This window comes from Streptomyces venezuelae, assembly GCF_008642355.1.
Lineage (GTDB): Bacteria > Actinomycetota > Actinomycetes > Streptomycetales > Streptomycetaceae > Streptomyces > Streptomyces venezuelae_B.
Map to the genome: position 1 here is coordinate 262,940 of NZ_CP029193.1, position 13,882 is coordinate 276,821.

The 13,882-nt window shown below is 70.8% G+C and carries 18 protein-coding genes and 1 riboswitch; of the genes, 10 read left to right on the top strand and 8 right to left on the bottom strand.

Going from position 1 to position 13,882, the window contains the following annotated elements; genetic code table 11:
• Positions 1-15: 15 nt before the first annotated feature.
• Both cynS and DEJ47_RS01140 read right to left on the bottom strand, forming a co-directional pair.
• Positions 16-486: a cyanase gene (cynS, locus tag DEJ47_RS01135; RefSeq protein ID WP_150164052.1), complete on the bottom strand. Its 471-nt coding sequence runs from the start codon at positions 484-486 to the stop codon at positions 16-18.
• 46 nt (positions 487-532) lie between these two features.
• On the bottom strand, positions 533-1,126 hold the full coding sequence (locus tag DEJ47_RS01140; RefSeq protein WP_150164053.1) for a carbonic anhydrase: 594 nt from the start codon (positions 1,124-1,126) through the stop codon (positions 533-535).
• 100 nt (positions 1,127-1,226) lie between these two features.
• Here DEJ47_RS01140 and cynR point away from each other — a divergent pair, with 100 nt between their 5' ends.
• The 3 genes from cynR (at position 1,227) to DEJ47_RS36215 (ending at position 2,786) form a co-directional block, all read left to right on the top strand.
• Positions 1,227-2,120, top strand: a complete 894-nt coding sequence (cynR, locus tag DEJ47_RS01145; RefSeq protein ID WP_150164054.1) for a transcriptional regulator CynR — start codon at positions 1,227-1,229, stop codon at positions 2,118-2,120.
• Between the two features lie 122 nt (positions 2,121-2,242).
• Positions 2,243-2,590: a PRC-barrel domain-containing protein gene (locus DEJ47_RS01150; RefSeq protein WP_150164055.1), complete on the top strand. Its 348-nt coding sequence runs from the start codon at positions 2,243-2,245 to the stop codon at positions 2,588-2,590.
• Positions 2,591-2,630: 40 nt separating this feature from the next.
• The gene (locus DEJ47_RS36215) at positions 2,631-2,786 is read left to right on the top strand and encodes a DUF6131 family protein (RefSeq protein ID WP_165284346.1); all 156 of its coding nucleotides are present in this window, start codon (positions 2,631-2,633) and stop codon (positions 2,784-2,786) included.
• Between the two features lie 84 nt (positions 2,787-2,870).
• Here DEJ47_RS36215 and DEJ47_RS37290 read toward each other — a convergent pair whose 3' ends face one another.
• The gene (locus tag DEJ47_RS37290; protein WP_263398772.1) at positions 2,871-2,999 is read right to left on the bottom strand and encodes an LPFR motif small protein; all 129 of its coding nucleotides are present in this window, start codon (positions 2,997-2,999) and stop codon (positions 2,871-2,873) included.
• Between the two features lie 143 nt (positions 3,000-3,142).
• Here DEJ47_RS37290 and DEJ47_RS01155 point away from each other — a divergent pair, with 143 nt between their 5' ends.
• The 6 genes from DEJ47_RS01155 to DEJ47_RS01180 all read left to right on the top strand — a co-directional run bounded on the left by DEJ47_RS01155 (position 3,143) and on the right by DEJ47_RS01180 (position 7,370).
• On the top strand, positions 3,143-3,523 hold the full coding sequence (locus DEJ47_RS01155) for a VOC family protein (protein WP_150164056.1): 381 nt from the start codon (positions 3,143-3,145) through the stop codon (positions 3,521-3,523).
• 98 nt (positions 3,524-3,621) lie between these two features.
• The gene (locus tag DEJ47_RS01160) at positions 3,622-3,951 is read left to right on the top strand and encodes a hypothetical protein (RefSeq protein ID WP_150164057.1); all 330 of its coding nucleotides are present in this window, start codon (positions 3,622-3,624) and stop codon (positions 3,949-3,951) included.
• 35 nt (positions 3,952-3,986) lie between these two features.
• Positions 3,987-4,478, top strand: a complete 492-nt coding sequence (locus tag DEJ47_RS01165; RefSeq protein ID WP_150164058.1) for a hemerythrin domain-containing protein — start codon at positions 3,987-3,989, stop codon at positions 4,476-4,478.
• Between the two features lie 229 nt (positions 4,479-4,707).
• Positions 4,708-5,589, top strand: coding sequence for an SGNH/GDSL hydrolase family protein (locus tag DEJ47_RS01170; protein WP_150175358.1), 882 nt, complete (start codon positions 4,708-4,710; stop codon positions 5,587-5,589).
• Positions 5,590-5,638: 49 nt separating this feature from the next.
• Positions 5,639-6,496 carry an endo alpha-1,4 polygalactosaminidase gene (locus tag DEJ47_RS01175; protein ID WP_223828185.1) on the top strand — a complete coding sequence of 286 codons (858 nt, stop codon included), beginning with the start codon at positions 5,639-5,641 and terminating at the stop codon, positions 6,494-6,496.
• Between the two features lie 124 nt (positions 6,497-6,620).
• Positions 6,621-7,370, top strand: coding sequence for a dienelactone hydrolase family protein (locus DEJ47_RS01180; RefSeq protein WP_150164059.1), 750 nt, complete (start codon positions 6,621-6,623; stop codon positions 7,368-7,370).
• 18 nt (positions 7,371-7,388) lie between these two features.
• On the opposite strand, the gene DEJ47_RS01185 is transcribed toward DEJ47_RS01180, so the two are convergent.
• Genes DEJ47_RS01185 through DEJ47_RS01200 form a run of 4 tightly spaced genes read right to left on the bottom strand, consistent with a single transcriptional unit; the run spans position 7,389 to position 10,173 of the window.
• Complete coding sequence (locus DEJ47_RS01185; protein WP_190415219.1) at positions 7,389-8,288, bottom strand: energy-coupling factor ABC transporter ATP-binding protein; 900 nt, start codon at positions 8,286-8,288, stop codon at positions 7,389-7,391.
• Complete coding sequence (gene cbiQ, locus DEJ47_RS01190) at positions 8,285-9,034, bottom strand: cobalt ECF transporter T component CbiQ (RefSeq protein ID WP_150164060.1); 750 nt, start codon at positions 9,032-9,034, stop codon at positions 8,285-8,287. Before cbiQ ends, DEJ47_RS01185 begins: the two co-directional genes overlap by 4 nt.
• Before the next feature lie 6 nt (positions 9,035-9,040).
• The gene (locus DEJ47_RS01195) at positions 9,041-9,445 is read right to left on the bottom strand and encodes an energy-coupling factor ABC transporter substrate-binding protein (protein ID WP_150164061.1); all 405 of its coding nucleotides are present in this window, start codon (positions 9,443-9,445) and stop codon (positions 9,041-9,043) included.
• Positions 9,445-10,173 carry an energy-coupling factor ABC transporter permease gene (locus DEJ47_RS01200; RefSeq protein WP_150164062.1) on the bottom strand — a complete coding sequence of 243 codons (729 nt, stop codon included), beginning with the start codon at positions 10,171-10,173 and terminating at the stop codon, positions 9,445-9,447. The genes DEJ47_RS01195 and DEJ47_RS01200 overlap by 1 nt, the downstream gene beginning before the upstream one ends.
• Before the next feature lie 29 nt (positions 10,174-10,202).
• A riboswitch (cobalamin riboswitch) is annotated at positions 10,203-10,387 on the bottom strand.
• Between the two features lie 164 nt (positions 10,388-10,551).
• On the opposite strand from DEJ47_RS01200, the gene DEJ47_RS01205 reads away from it, so the two are divergent.
• Positions 10,552-11,547, top strand: a complete 996-nt coding sequence (locus DEJ47_RS01205) for a DUF3048 domain-containing protein (RefSeq protein ID WP_150164063.1) — start codon at positions 10,552-10,554, stop codon at positions 11,545-11,547.
• A 99-nt stretch (positions 11,548-11,646) separates the two neighbouring features.
• Here DEJ47_RS01205 and DEJ47_RS01210 read toward each other — a convergent pair whose 3' ends face one another.
• The gene (locus tag DEJ47_RS01210) at positions 11,647-13,866 is read right to left on the bottom strand and encodes an MMPL family transporter (protein ID WP_150164064.1); all 2,220 of its coding nucleotides are present in this window, start codon (positions 13,864-13,866) and stop codon (positions 11,647-11,649) included.
• Positions 13,867-13,882 lie beyond the last annotated feature (16 nt).

Below are 13,882 nucleotides of genomic sequence, written 5' to 3' on the forward strand. Positions count from 1 at the left end.
CCTCCGGGCAGTGGATCAGAACGGCTTGGTGGGCAGGTACTTGCCGTCCAGGGTGATCACCGCGCGCTCGCCCCCCTCGGGGTCGGCGACCTTCCGTACATCCAGCTTGAAGTTGATCGCGCTGATGATGCCGTCGCCGAACTGCTCGTGGACCAGGGCCTTCAGCGTGGTGCCGTAGACCTGGAGCATCTCGTAAAAGCGGTAGATGGTCGGGTCGGTCGGAAGGGAACCGGGGATGGAGCCGCGGGTCGGGATGGTCTGCAGCAGCGTCACCGCGTCGTCGTCCAGGCCGAGGAGGTCGGCGACGGCCTTCGCGGCGGGTGCGGGAAGCGCGTGCTGGCCGAGCACAGCGGCGGTGACGAAGGCGACGGAGAGTCCCGCAGCGTCGGCGATCTGCTGCCAGGACAGGTCCTCGCGCACCTTGGCCTCGACGGCGCGGACCGCGAGGTCCTGGCGGGCGGTGGGGTCGAACTGGGCGTGGATCATGAGGGTGTCCTTTCGGGGGAGGTATTTGAGGGGCCGGGGTGGGGGATCAGGCCGCCGTGGCCAGGGTGAGGTTCTCGACGGAGCCGGTGGGGATGTCGTAGACCCAGCCGTGCAGCGTCAGCTCGTCGCGGGCCAGGGCGCGGGCGACGGAGGGGTGTGTGGTCAGGCGGGTCAGCTGGGCGCGTACGTTCTCGCGCACCAGGGCCGGTACCCGGTCCGCCCCGGTCGCGGAGTCGGAGGTACGGGCGACGGCGTCGTCCGCGTGGCGCAGCCATTCGGCGACGGCGGGGGCGCCGCGCAGGTCGTGGCCCTCGGCCAGGGCGGTCATCGCGCCGCACGCCGAATGCCCGCACACCACGATGTCGGTGACGCCCAGCACGGTCACCGCGTACTCGACGCCGGCGGCCACGCCGTCGGCGGCGAACGGCGCGTGCGCCGGGACGAGGTTGCCCGCGGTGCGGATGACGAACAGCTCGCCCGGCTCGCGCTGGGTGATGAGCTCGGGCACGACGCGGGCGTCCGAGCACCCGATGAACAGCGTGTCCGGTGTGTGCCGGGCGGCCAGGCCCGCGAACAGCTCCGCCTTGGCCGGGAAGACGTCCCGTTGGAAGCGTCTGAGTCCCGCTGCGAGGTCTTGCATGGTCACTCCCTTCTCGTGAGAACAACCCTGCACGACCTGCATCTATAGTGTCCAAGACGCAGTAACCATGACTTCTATCGATGACATCTATAGTTCAGCCATGGCCCCTGAACTCCGCCACCTCCGCTACCTGCTCGCCGTCGCCGAGCACGGCAACTTCACGCGGGCGGCCGAGGAGCTGCACATCTCGCAGCCGACGCTGTCCCAGCAGATCCGCCAGCTGGAGCGCGCGGTCGGCGTCCCGCTCCTGGACCGCAGCGGCCGCGCGGTGCGCCTCACCGACGCCGGCGCCGCCTACCTCCCTCACGCGCAACGCGCCCTCCAGGACCTGGCGGCGGCCGAACGCGCCGTGCACGACGTCACGGACCTGTCCCGCGGGTCCCTGCGCCTGGCCGTGACGCCCACCTTCACCGCCTACCTCGTCGGTCCGCTCACCGCCCTGCTCCACACCCGCCACCCCGGCATCTCCCTGTCCCTGCGGGAGCTTTCCCAGGAGCGCATGGAACCCGCTCTGCTCGCCGACGAACTCGACCTCGGCATCGCCTTCCAGGGCGCGCACCTGCCCGGCCTGACCGCGTCGGACCTGTTCACCGAGACCCTCAGCCTCGTGGTCGGCGACCTGCACCCGCACGCCGGGCGCACCGCTCCCCTGCCGCTCGACGAGCTCGCCGCCGTCCGGCTCGCCCTGCTCACCGGTGACTTCGCGACACGCGTGCACATCGACGCCCACCTCGCGCGGCACGCCGTACGGCCGGATGTCGCCGTCGAGGCCACCTCGATCAACGCCCTCACCGAGATCGTCCGGCACTCCCCGCTGGCCACGGTCCTGCCGGACGCCCTCACCCGGGACCGCCCCGGCCTGCACACCGTCCCCCTCGACCCCGCCCTGCCCGCCCGCACGGTCACGCTGCTGCACCGCGAGAGCGGCTACCGGACCGCCGCCGCGCGGGCCTTCACGGAGCTGGCCCATAAGTGGTCCATCGGAAAAAGCTGAAGCGACCGCCAAAGGTTTGAGGACGCCATTACAGGACACCCGGGGTTCAGGAGCGGTTGATCATTGCGACTCCCTCCGATATTCATCATCTTGCGCGTCAGGTATCGATCAAGGAGTCCTGAATGAACAACGACATGTGGAGCTACGTTCCGACTGCGGGGCACGGCCCGGACAGTGACCTGACGGGCTACAAGGTCGAGGCTGCGGACGGCCATATCGGCAAGGTCGACAAGCACTCCAACGAGGTCGCCAACCAGTACATCGTCGTCGACACGGGTGTATGGATTTTCGGCAAGGAGGTTCTCCTGCCCGCCAGCACCGTGACGGCCATCGACAACGAGGAGCGGCGAATCCTGGTCTCCCTCACGAAGGAGCAGATCAAGAACGCTCCCGAGTTCGACAGGGAAAAGCACCTCGGCGACCCCGCCTACCGCGACCAGCTCGGCGGTTACTACGGCTCGGGTCACTGATCAGGCGTACACTTTAATCGTTCCGAGGGTTGGAGGATCCATGATCGCACTCGGTCTCATTCTGCTCGTCATCGGTCTGCTGACCGGTGTTTCCATCCTTTGGACCATTGGCGTCGCACTTCTTGTCATCGGTGCGGTCCTGTGGGTCCTCGGTGCTGTCGGACACTCGGTGGGCGGCCGCAAGCACTATTGGTAAAAGGGAAACATGGGAAGGGGGCCCGGGCTCAGCCCGGGCCCCCTTCCCATGTATTTTTGATAAAGCGGTTTTTCGGCGGTGGCCTCAGTGGTGACCGTGCGCCGTGTCGGAAGCACCGCCGAAGAGTCGCGCGACCGCACGAAACGGCAGAGTGACCACCGTGGCGATGGCTCCGCCAATGGCTCGGAGAACGTCTGCAATGGCCTTCAGCATGGTCGGGCCTCCAAAGAGAGCACTGGCTCAATAGCTGTTTCCGGCTGTGCGGGTTTCCGTACAGCCCTTGCTCCCCTCGGTTGCCCCACGGAGTCCGGGAAAAACAGTCCTGCTCCGCCGCGAGCCGACATAGGGTGCCGCCCATGGCATGCCGAATCACTGAACTGGTCATCGACGCGGCCGACCCCGAAAGCCTCGCCGCGTTCTGGCGCGAGGTCCTCGGCTACATCGAGCTGGGGAGGGATGACGACGGCAGCATCGAGATCGGGCCCGAGAGCGGCGTCGGCGGTCCCCAGCCGACTCTCGTCATCGGCCCCACGCAGGACCCCCGCAAGGGCAAGCTCAGGCTGCACATCGATGTCAACGCCACCGACCGCGACCAGGACGCCGAACTGGAGCGGCTGCTCGGCCTCGGCGCCACCCGCGCCGACGTCGGCCAGTCCGGCGCGGAGAGCTGGCACGTGCTCGCCGACCCCGAGGGCAACGAGTTCTGCCTCCTGCACAGCCGGGTGCGACCCGTGTGACGCGCCGCTCCCCCTCTCTGCTCCCTCTGCGGCGGCCGATTTACTCCCTCTGCGGCCGACCGGAGGCGGATACCGCGGGCGGTCGCCAGGATGACTCCATGGTCAACAGCAGAGCACGCACCGACAGCACGGCACGTACCACCGACTCCGCCCCGCGTGGTGACGGCCTCGACGCCGTCACCACGCGCTGGGCCGCGCGCGACACCGCCTCGGCACACGGCCGTCTGCGCGACGCGCTGCTCTCCTGGCGGGCCTCGCTCCCCCCGTCCTTCTCCGCCCCGCCCCCGGGACAGCCCGGCGAGCACGTGCGGCTCGTCGTCGCGCCCGCCGCCCCGGGCACACCCGAGGACGCACTGCTCCTCCACCTCAACCCCGACGAGGTGGAGCGACTCATCGAACGGCTCGGGCGGGGTACACGGCGTCCGTAGCACCCCGGCCCCATCTCGCAGAAAGGCAGACCCCGATGGCCGCAACGAAGGACGTCGTCGACCTGATCCTCCAGGACCACCGGACGATGGAGGACCTCTTCCGCAAGATGCGCAGCGTCGAGGCCGACCGGGCGGCGGCGCTGAGCGAGTTCGCCGACCTGCTCATCGCCCACGCCCTGGCCGAGGAGGCGGAGGTCTACCCGGCGCTCCGCAGGTTCAAGAACATCGACGACGAAGAGGTCGAGCACGGCGAGGAGGAGCACGAGGAGGGCAACAAGGCGCTGCTCGCCCTGCTCGAGGTCGAGGACGTCGGCTCGGACGAGTGGGACGAGAAGCTGGAGGAACTCGTCGAGGCCGTCAACCACCACGCGGACGAGGAGGAGCGCACCATCCTCAACGGCGCCCGCGAGAACGTCCCCATGGAGCGGCGCGAGGAGCTCGGCGCCGCCTTCCTCGCGGAGCGCGAGAAGCAGCTGGCGGCGGACTGCGGCAACGCCGACAACCTCCGGCGCATCCTCAAGGACTGAGCGCCTGTGTCATAACCGTCGTCACCCGGCCCGGTGCCCAGGGGGGCGGACAGCGAAAGCCCGCTGTCCGCCCCCCTGGGCACCGGGCCGTTCGTGTGGTTGTCACCGAAGTGCCAAGACTCCGGGCGGGGATGCGCACGCGCACGCGTAGTGGGTTGCAAGATCGTGAACTACGGTGCACGAGCTCCACCCCCCACGCACTCTCCCCCGGAGGAGAACCCTCATGCGTATGCCCAGACCGCGGCGCACAGTGGCGGCCCTCGCCGCCGTCACGGGAATCGCCGCCCTCGGCCTCGGCGCGGGGCCGGCCGCCGCCGCTCCCGACACCCGTGACCCGCTGCGCTACGTCGCCCTCGGCGACAGCTACAGCGCCGGGTCGGGCGTACTGCCCCTCGATCCCGGGGCCCCCCTCCTGTGCGCCCGCACCTCCCTGAACTACCCGCATCTCCTCGCCGCCTCCCTCGGCGCCCGCCTCACCGACGTGACCTGCGGCGGTGCCCAGACGAAGCACTTCACCTCGTCCCAGTACCCCGGCGTCGCCCCGCAGTTCGACGCCCTGAAGAGCGACACGGAGCTGGTGACGCTCACCATCGGCGGCAACGACAACAGCACCTTCATCAACGCGATCCTCGCCTGCGGCAGCGCGGGCATCCTGTCGGGCGGCAAGGGCAGCCCCTGCAAGGACGCCAACGGCGACAAGTTCAAGGACCAGATCGACGCGACGACGTACCCCGCGATCAAGAACTCCCTGAACCAGATCAAGGCGAAGTCGCCGAAGGCGAGGGTCGCGATCCTCGGCTACCCGTGGATCACCCCCGCGAAGGCCGTGCCCGGCTGCTTCGCCAAGATGCCCATCGCCGAAGGCGACGTGCCGTACCTGCGTGACCTTCAGGCGCACTTGAACGGCGCCGCGCAGCGGGCCGCCGGAGAGACCGGGACGACGTTCGTCGACATGGCCGCCGCGTCCGACGCGCACGACGCGTGCCGCCCGGCGGGACAGCGCTGGATCGAGCCGGTCCTCTTCGGCACGAACTTCGTGCCCGTGCACCCCAACGCCCTGGGCGAAGCCGGGATGGCCGAGCGGACCGCGGCGGCCCTGAAACTGTCCTGACCGACCGCCCTGAAACTGTCCTGACCGCGAGGGCTGCGATCATGGTCGCGTGAACGGGACCAAGTGGCGTACCAGCAAGAACCGCACCCTACGGGCCGGGACGGGCGGCGCACTGCTGCTCGCGCTCCTGGTCGGGTGCTCGACCGCCGGGTCCGGCCCGTCCGCCGGATCCGGCGAGGACGACATGCGGCAGCCGCCGGTGAACGCGACCTTCGACTATCAGCTGGGCGGCCCGTACAAGCCCCCGGCGAAGGTCCGTGCCGTCTCGCGCGACCGCACCGCCGACCCCGCCCCGGACCTCTACAACATCTGCTACGTCAACGCCTTCCAGGCCCAGCCCGGCAAGGAGGCGGCGCGCTGGTGGCAGCGCGAGCACAGCGATCTCGTCCTCCGCGACAAGAAGGGGCGGACGGTCGTCGACGAGGACTGGCAGGAGCCGCTCCTCGACATCTCCACGCGCAAGAAGCGCGAGGCGCTCGCCGAGATCGTCGGGGAGTGGATCGACGGCTGCGCGGACGCGGGCTTCGACGCGGTGGAGCCGGACAACCTCGACTCCTACGAACGGTCCGACGGCCTGCTCACCACCGACGACGCGGCCGCCTTCGCCCGTCTTCTCGCCCGGCGCGCGCACAGCCAGGGCCTGGCCATCGCGCAGAAGAACACCACCGACCTGCTGGACCGGCGCGAGCGGATCGGCTTCGACTTCGCGGTGACCGAGGAGTGCGCCCACTACAAGGAGTGCCCCGACTTCACGTCCGCGTACGACGGGAAGGTCTTCGACATCGAGTACGTGACGAAGGACTTCGACGCGGCGTGCCGCGCCTGGGGCAAGAAGCTCTCCGTCACCCTGCGCGACCGCGACGTGCGGCCGGCTGGCGAGGACGGGCACGTGTACCGGCACTGCTGAGGAACGGGCACGGCCGAGCGCTCCCGGGGCGCTGGCTTCCGGTCACGGCACAGCACCTATCGTGCGGGTGCGGGGAGCTCGCGACGCGCGGAGCTCCCCGTCGACCTCGACCGGAAGGAAAGCCGTGCCCACCCAGACACTGCAGATACCCACCGCGGACGGCGTGGCCGACGCCTTCGCCGCCTTTCCCGACCACGGCGAGCGGCACCCCGGTGTGCTCCTGTACCCGGACGCCTTCGGCCTGCGCCCCGAGCTGACGGACAAGGCCGTCGAGCTCGCCGGGCACGGATACTGCGTACTCGTCCCCAACCTCTACTACCGGCAGGGCCCGGCGCCGGTGTTCGACCTCCCGGGCCACATCGGTGAGGCGGAACGTCCCGGCGTCTTCGCCCAGGCGATGCCCCTGATCCAGGCGCACACCACCGAGCGGATCCTGCGGGACGCCGACGCCTACCTCTCCTTCCTCGCGGCCCGGCCCGAGGTCGGCGCGGGACCGGTCGCCGCGATCGGCTACTGCCTGGGCGCCTCGCTGGCGATGCGCACCGCCATCGCCCACCCGGATCGGGTCGCCGCCGTCGCGGGTTTCCACCCCGGCTTCGTGGTCACCGACGCGCCGGACAGCCCGCACCGCCTCGTCCACGGCCTCACCGCCGAGGTCCACCTGGGCCTCGCGGAGGGAGACCTGACACCCGAGGCGGTCGACGAGCTCGGCAAGGCCTTCGACGCGGCGGGTGTCACCCACGCCATCGAGACCTACCCGGGCACGGCCCACGGCTTCACCATGTCCGACACGGACGCCTTCGACGCCGAGGGGCTCCGGCGGCACTGGGATCGGCTGCTGTCGCTGCTCGACCGCACTCTCAAGAGCGGCTGAGCCCCGCCTCCGGGGTGGTCAGACGTCGTCCGCCCCGCTCGCCGGGCGCGCCACCAGCGCCGCCAACTCCTCGGCCGTGCGCGGCCCTTCTGTCGTGCCGGTCGGCAGGCCGTGGGCGCGCAGGAGTTCGCCGACCGCGATGCCCCAGGGCAGGTGCAGGCCCGCCTGGTCGAGGAGGTCCCGCCGGGCCAGGATCTCCGCGGCCGGTCCCGTCCGTACGCCGGAGGGGGTGAGCAGCGCCGCGTCGTCCGCCCAGCGCAGGGCCAGGTCCACGTCGTGGGTCGCCATGACCACGGTCGTGCCCGCGTCCCGGAGTCCTTGCAGGGTGTCGAGGAGGCGCTCCTGCCCGTCGGGGTCGAGTCCCGCGGTCGGCTCGTCGAGGACGAGGACGCGGGGGCGCATCGCGACGGCGCCCGCGATCGCGGTCCGCTTGCGCTGGCCGTAGGAGAGCAGGTGGGTGGGCCGGTCGGCGAGCGGGGTGATGTCGAGGGCGGCGAGAGCCTCGGCGACCCGGGCCCTGACCTCGGGGTCGGGCAGGCCGAGGTTGAGCGGCCCGAACGACACGTCCTGCTCGACCGACGCGGCGAACAGCTGGTCGTCCGGGTCCTGGACGACCAGCTGCACGGTGGTGCGGAGCCGGGTCAGGCCCTTGCGGTCGTACGTGACCGGGGTGCCGTCCAGGGTGAGGCTCCCCTCGGCGGGGCGCAGTCCGCCGCTGAGGAGGCGCATGAGGGTGGTCTTGCCGCTGCCGTTGCGCCCGAGCAGTGCGAGCGCGCGGCCGTCGACGACGTCGAAGTCCAGGCCGCTGAGGACGGTGGGCCCGTCCTCGTACGCGTACGCCGCCGCGCGCAGGGCGACGACGGAGACGTGCGGCCGTGCGGGAGCGTCCGGCTCGCGCAGAGCCCTCGGCTCGCTCATGGGAGGAACCTTTCCAGTACGAGGGTGAGGGCCGCCAGGCCCGCGAGGAGTGCCACGCCCGCCGCGACGAAGGACCGCGACATGCGGGCCTCGGGCACGAGGACGCGCAGGGTGCCGTCGTAGCCGCGCCCGGCGAGGCCCACCTGCAGGCGGCCCGCCCGGTCGAAGGCGCGCACGAACGCCGTGGCGCCGAGACCGGCGAGCGAACGCCAGGCGGCGGCGCGGGTGGTGTGGCCGAGGCGGGCGGCCTGCGCCTGCCGGATGCGGCTCATGGAGTCCAGGAGCAGGAAGCTCATCCGGTACGTGACCAGGGCCACGTCCACCACGGGTGCGGGCACACCCGCCTTGACCAGGCGGGGCAGCAGGTCGGACATCGGCGTGGTGAAGGCGAAGAGGAGCACGCCGAGCGAGGCCGCGGAGGTCCTCAGGAGCAGCCCGCCCGCACGCGCCGGGCCGCCCTCCGCGAACGTCACGAATCCTCCGGGGCCGCCCACCTGGACGAGCAGGGTGAGTGCGCCGGTGACGCAGAAGCCGAGCGGCACACGGTAGGCGCGCCACAGTTTGCGGGCGGGCACGCCCGCGGGGCCGAGCAACAGGACGAGTGCGGCGGCCAGGACCAGGACGGCGCCCGGCCAGGGCGGCAGGGAGATGGCGAGAATGGTGAGGCCGAGCCCGAGCACGGCCTTGTCCACGGGGTGGCGGCGGCGCCAGCGACTGCTGTGCGCCGCCGCGTCGATGGGCAGCACGCCGGATCAGACCTGCTCGGTCTCGGCCCGGCCGCCGTCCGCGTCGACCGGTTCCCCGGCGGGGCCGGTGTCCCGCTTCGCACGCGCCTCTTCGGCCTGTTCCGCACGTGCTTGTTCCGCGCCCTGCCTGCGGCCCTTGCGGATTCCGAAGTAGTAGGCGAGGACACCGGCGCCGAGGGCGGCCTGGAGGGCGAACAGCGCGGACTCGACCTCACCGGACGGGGGTTCGTACAGCGGCGAGAACCACGGTTCGTAGTCCGGCTCGATCTCGGTGATCGCCGTCTCCGCCTGGGCGTCGGCGCCGGCGAACGGCTCTTCCTCGTCGTCGCCGAGTCCGAGTGCGATGGGCAGCACGGCGAGTGCGGCCACGATGAGGAGCAGCAGGGTGTTGATCTTCGCGTTACGGCTCATCAGGCACTGGCCCCCGTCTGCGTCCCGGTGGACTTGGTCGGCTCGGTCGTCGCGGTCGGCCGCTTGCGCTGCAACAGCACGCCGAGCCGCGTCAGTTCGCCCTTGCTCGACTGCACGAGCAGCCGCATCACCAGGACGGTGAGCAGTCCCTCGCTGACCGCGAGCGGGATCTGCGTGACGGCGAAGATGCCGCCGAACTTGCCCAGGGCGCCCAGGAACCCGCTGCTCGGGTCGGGGAACGCGAGGGCCAGCTGGACGCTGGTGACGCAGTACGTGGACAGGTCGGCGACGAACGCGCCGAAGAACACGGCGACCATGAGCGGCACGTCGTACCGCTTGAGGAGCCGGTAGACCGCGTATCCCGCCCAGGGCCCGACGATCGCCATGGAGAATACGTTGGCGCCCAGGGTGGTGAGCCCGCCGTGGGCGAGGAGCAGGGCCTGGAAGAGCAGGGTGATGGTCCCGAGCACCGTCATGATCGGCGGTCGGAACAGGATCGCCCCGAGCCCGGTCCCCGTCGGGTGCGAGCAACTGCCCGTCACGGAGGGGATCTTCAGGGCGGAAAGGACGAAGGTGAAGGCCCCGGAGGCGCCGAGGAGCAGCGTGCTCTCCGGGTGTTCCTTGACTTCACGGGTCAGGGAGCGGACTCCGTGGACGACGAACGGCGCGGACGCTACGCCCCAGGCGATCGCGTGCGCCGGTGGGAGGAAACCCTCGGCAATGTGCATGGCTCGGCAGACCCTCTCCAGCACCTCGTGGATGGACAACGCGCCTTGGCCGGTCTCCTGGCTGACGGGTCGTACCGACCGGACTCCGCCTTCCCGGGTACGTGCGTACCCAGTGGCTGCCGCGAGGGCTGGAGCCGGACTTCCCGATCACAGTGGCGAGGGCCGCACCGGCATCACACCGGATTTCCCGTTCACCAAGGCGTGGTGACATTAGTGCGCATCAGACGTGCTGACAACTTGCGCCCTGTTCAAGGCGGTGCCACGCGGGCCGTGCCCCGGAAAGAGTGACGGGGCGCCGGTGGATGGCCCAGGCGTGATTGGCCGTACCGGCGCGGGAGGTACATCTGCGGCTGCCGCCCCGCCACGAATGGAGACGCCTTGAAGGCAGCATCGAGAGTCCGGGCCACCCGTCGCACTCGCATCGGCGCGAAAGTGCTCGCCCTGGTCGCCACGGCCTCGCTCACCGTGGGAGCCCCCTCGTACGCGAGCGCCCCCTCCCCCGAGGACGCCCCGGCCCCGCGGATCACCTCACCCTTCACGGGGCAGTCGGCACAACAGAATCCCGTGCTCGCCGTGAAGTTCGACAACGCGCGCCACGCACGGCCGCACACCGGTCTCGACCGGGCCGACATCGTCTACGTGGAAAAGGTCGAGGGCGGCATGAGCCGCCTGATGGGCGTGTACTCCAGCAAACTCCCGAAGGCCGTCGGGCCGGTGCGCAGTGCGCGCGAGTCGGACATCGAGCTCCTGCGCCAGTTCGGGCGGCCCGCCCTCGCGTACTCCGGGGCGCGCAGCGCCCTGCAGAAGGTGCTGCGGAACTCGCCGCTGTACGCCCGTTCGCACGACCGTGCGCCCGGCGCGTACTTCCGCCACAGCGGACGCCCCGCCCCGCACAACCTCTTCGTCCGCCCGAAGGCACTGCTGCGTACGGCGCCGCGGGCCGAACGTCCGGCCGACATCGGCTTCCGTTTCGGCCCGGCCCCGGCGGGCGGTGCCCGCACCGCCGCGCGGACCGTCCAGTACGCCTCCGCGAGCCACACCTTCCGCTGGTCGCCGCGGCAGGGCCGCTGGCTCGCGTCCTTCGACGGCGCACCGGCCCGCAGCACCTCGGGGAAGCGACTCGGCGCCCGCACCGTCGTGATCCAGCACGTGAACATGCGTCCGTCACGCTTCAAGGACGTCAACGGCGCGGTGACGCCGTACATCGAGACGGTGGGCCGCGGCAAGGCGACGGTGCTGCGCGACGGGAAGCGGTACGCGACGCGCTGGGAGCGTCCCTCGGCCGAGGGCGGCACCACGTTCACCCGGCCGAACGGCGAGCCGATGACCTTCGCCCCCGGGCAGGTCTGGATGGTCTACGCGGACCGCCGCTGAGGCGTCCGGACCCCGGGGAACGACCGAGCGGGCCGGTCGGGGCACTCCCCCCACGCGTGGGGTGTCCCGACCGGCCCGCTCAGCGAGGACCGCGGTGTGTCAGCGGCCGGCGGGGGCCAGTTCCCGGTCCGTCTCGGCGTCGGGCGTCCCGGTGTCGCCGAGGTTCTTGTGGAGCTTCTCGCCCTCCACGTCGACGTTCGGAAGGACCTTGTCCAGCCAGCGCGGCAGCCACCAGGCGGACTTGCCGAGCAGGGCGAGGACGGCGGGCACGATCGCCATGCGGACGACGAAGGCGTCGAAGAGGACGGCGATGGCCAGACCGAAGCCCATCATCTTGATCATGTCGTCGTTCTCCATGATGAAGCCGGAGAAGACGCTGATCATGATGATCGCGGCCGCGGCCACGACCCGTCCGCCGTGGGTGAAGCCGGTCACGACCGACTCTCCGGGGCGCGCCCCGTGGACGTACGCCTCGCGCATCCGGGTCACGAGGAAGACCTCGTAGTCCATCGCCAGGCCGAAGACCACGCCGATCATGAAGATCGGCATCATGCTCATGATCGGGCCCGGCTGGTCGACGCCCACGAGGTCGGCGAGCCAGCCCCACTGGAAGACCGCGACCACGGCGCCGAGCGCGGCGGCCACCGAGAGCAGGAAGCCGAGCGCCGCCTTGAGCGGGACCAGGATGGAGCGGAAGACCAGCATCAGGAGCAGGAAGGCGAGTCCGACGACCAGGCCGAGGTAGGGCAGGAGCGCGTCGTCGAGGGTCTGCGAGAAGTCGATGGTCATCGCGGTCTGGCCGGTGACCAGGATCTCGGAGCCGGTGTCGGCGCCGATGCCGTCGGCGGTCGAGCGGATCGACTTGACCAGTTCCTCGGTCTTGTGGTCGCTCGGTCCGGTCTCGGGGATGACGTTCAGGATCGCGGTGTCGCCGGGCTTGTTGGCCTGAGCGGGCGTCACGGCGGCGACGCCGTCGATCTTGGCGATCGAGTCGCCGACGGTCTTGGCGGCCCCCGCGACGTCGGCGTCCTTGCTGACCGTGATCATCAGCGGGCCGTTGAAGCCCGCGCCGAACGACTGGGACAGCATGTCGTACGCCTTGCGCTGCGTGGAGTCCGGCGCGGACGAGCCCTCGTCCGGCAGACCGAGTTCCAGGCTCGCGGCGGGTACGGCCACGGCGCCGAGGCCGAGGACGGCGACCAGGAGCACGGACAGCGGGTGGCGCAGGACGAAGCGCGCCCAGCGGGTGCCGAGCTTCGGCTTGGCGTTCGGGTCGGACAGCTCGCTCGCGGACTTCTTGCGGTCCTTGCGGCGCAGCACCTTGCGGCCGGCGAAGCCGAGCAGCGCGGGGATCATGGTGAGCGCGATGAGGACGGCGATGACGACGGTGGCCGCGGCGGCCAGACCCATCTTGGTGAGGATCGGGATGTTGACGATCGCGAGGCCCGAGAGGGCGACGACCACGGTGAGGCCGGCGAACACGACGGCGGATCCGGCGGTTCCGGTGGCCCGGCCCGCGGCTTCCTCCGGTTCGCGGCCCTCGGCTATCTCCGCTCGGTAGCGGGAGACGATGAAGAGGGCGTAGTCGATGCCGACGGCGAGGCCGATCATCATCGCGAGCGTGGAGGTCGTGGCGGAGAGGTCGAGGGTGCTGCCGAGCGCCGCGATGCCGGAGATGCCGATGCCGACGCCGATGATCGCGGTCAGGAGCGGCATGCCCGCTGCGACCAGCGAACCGAAGGTGAGGATCAGGACGACCGCGGAGATGGCGATGCCGATGAGTTCGGCGCTGCCGCCCATCTCCTGCTCGGCCATGACGGCGTCACCGCCGGTCTCGACCGTGAAGCCCGCGTCGCGGGTCTTGTCGGTCGCCTCGGTCAGCGCGTCCCGTGCCTCGTCGGTGAGCTCGGTGGCGGCGACCTTGTAGGTGACCGACGCGTAGGCGGTGGTGCCGTCCTTGCTGACGGCGTTGGCCTTGTAGGGGTCGTCGACGCTCGACACCTGCGGGCCCTTGCCTATGGTGTCGACCAGCCGGTCGACCTCGCTCTTCTGCTGCCCCTCGGTGAGCTTCTCGCCCTTGGGGGCGCGGATCACGACGCGGGCGCTGGCTCCGTCGGCGCTGGCGTCGGGGAAGCGCTCCTCGAGACGGTCGAAAGCTTTCTGCGACTCCGTTCCCGGCATGGAGAAGGAGTCCTCGGGCGGGGCGGGCGCCGCCGAGGAGGCGAAGATGGCCCCCGCCAGCGCCACGACCCAGAGCAGCGCCACGTAGCGGCGCCGCCGGAAGGCGAGGCGACCTAGTTTGTACAGGAACGTAGCCACGGCGAAGGGGACTCCC

What these genes read in the sequence shown, in the direction of transcription:
- cynS (WP_150164052.1), bottom strand. Translation starts at nt 486, where the DNA reads ATGATCCACGCCCAGTTCGACCCCACCGCCCGCCAGGACCTCGCGGTC.
- DEJ47_RS01140 (WP_150164053.1), bottom strand. Translation starts at nt 1,126, where the DNA reads ATGCAAGACCTCGCAGCGGGACTCAGACGCTTCCAACGGGACGTCTTC.
- cynR (WP_150164054.1), top strand. Translation starts at nt 1,227, where the DNA reads ATGGCCCCTGAACTCCGCCACCTCCGCTACCTGCTCGCCGTCGCCGAG.
- DEJ47_RS01150 (WP_150164055.1), top strand. Translation starts at nt 2,243, where the DNA reads ATGAACAACGACATGTGGAGCTACGTTCCGACTGCGGGGCACGGCCCG.
- DEJ47_RS36215 (WP_165284346.1), top strand. Translation starts at nt 2,631, where the DNA reads ATGATCGCACTCGGTCTCATTCTGCTCGTCATCGGTCTGCTGACCGGT.
- DEJ47_RS37290 (WP_263398772.1), bottom strand. Translation starts at nt 2,999, where the DNA reads ATGCTGAAGGCCATTGCAGACGTTCTCCGAGCCATTGGCGGAGCCATC.
- DEJ47_RS01155 (WP_150164056.1), top strand. Translation starts at nt 3,143, where the DNA reads ATGGCATGCCGAATCACTGAACTGGTCATCGACGCGGCCGACCCCGAA.
- DEJ47_RS01160 (WP_150164057.1), top strand. Translation starts at nt 3,622, where the DNA reads ATGGTCAACAGCAGAGCACGCACCGACAGCACGGCACGTACCACCGAC.
- DEJ47_RS01165 (WP_150164058.1), top strand. Translation starts at nt 3,987, where the DNA reads ATGGCCGCAACGAAGGACGTCGTCGACCTGATCCTCCAGGACCACCGG.
- DEJ47_RS01170 (WP_150175358.1), top strand. Translation starts at nt 4,708, where the DNA reads ATGCCCAGACCGCGGCGCACAGTGGCGGCCCTCGCCGCCGTCACGGGA.
- DEJ47_RS01185 (WP_190415219.1), bottom strand. Translation starts at nt 8,288, where the DNA reads ATGAGCGAGCCGAGGGCTCTGCGCGAGCCGGACGCTCCCGCACGGCCG.
- DEJ47_RS01195 (WP_150164061.1), bottom strand. Translation starts at nt 9,445, where the DNA reads ATGAGCCGTAACGCGAAGATCAACACCCTGCTGCTCCTCATCGTGGCC.
- DEJ47_RS01200 (WP_150164062.1), bottom strand. Translation starts at nt 10,173, where the DNA reads ATGCACATTGCCGAGGGTTTCCTCCCACCGGCGCACGCGATCGCCTGG.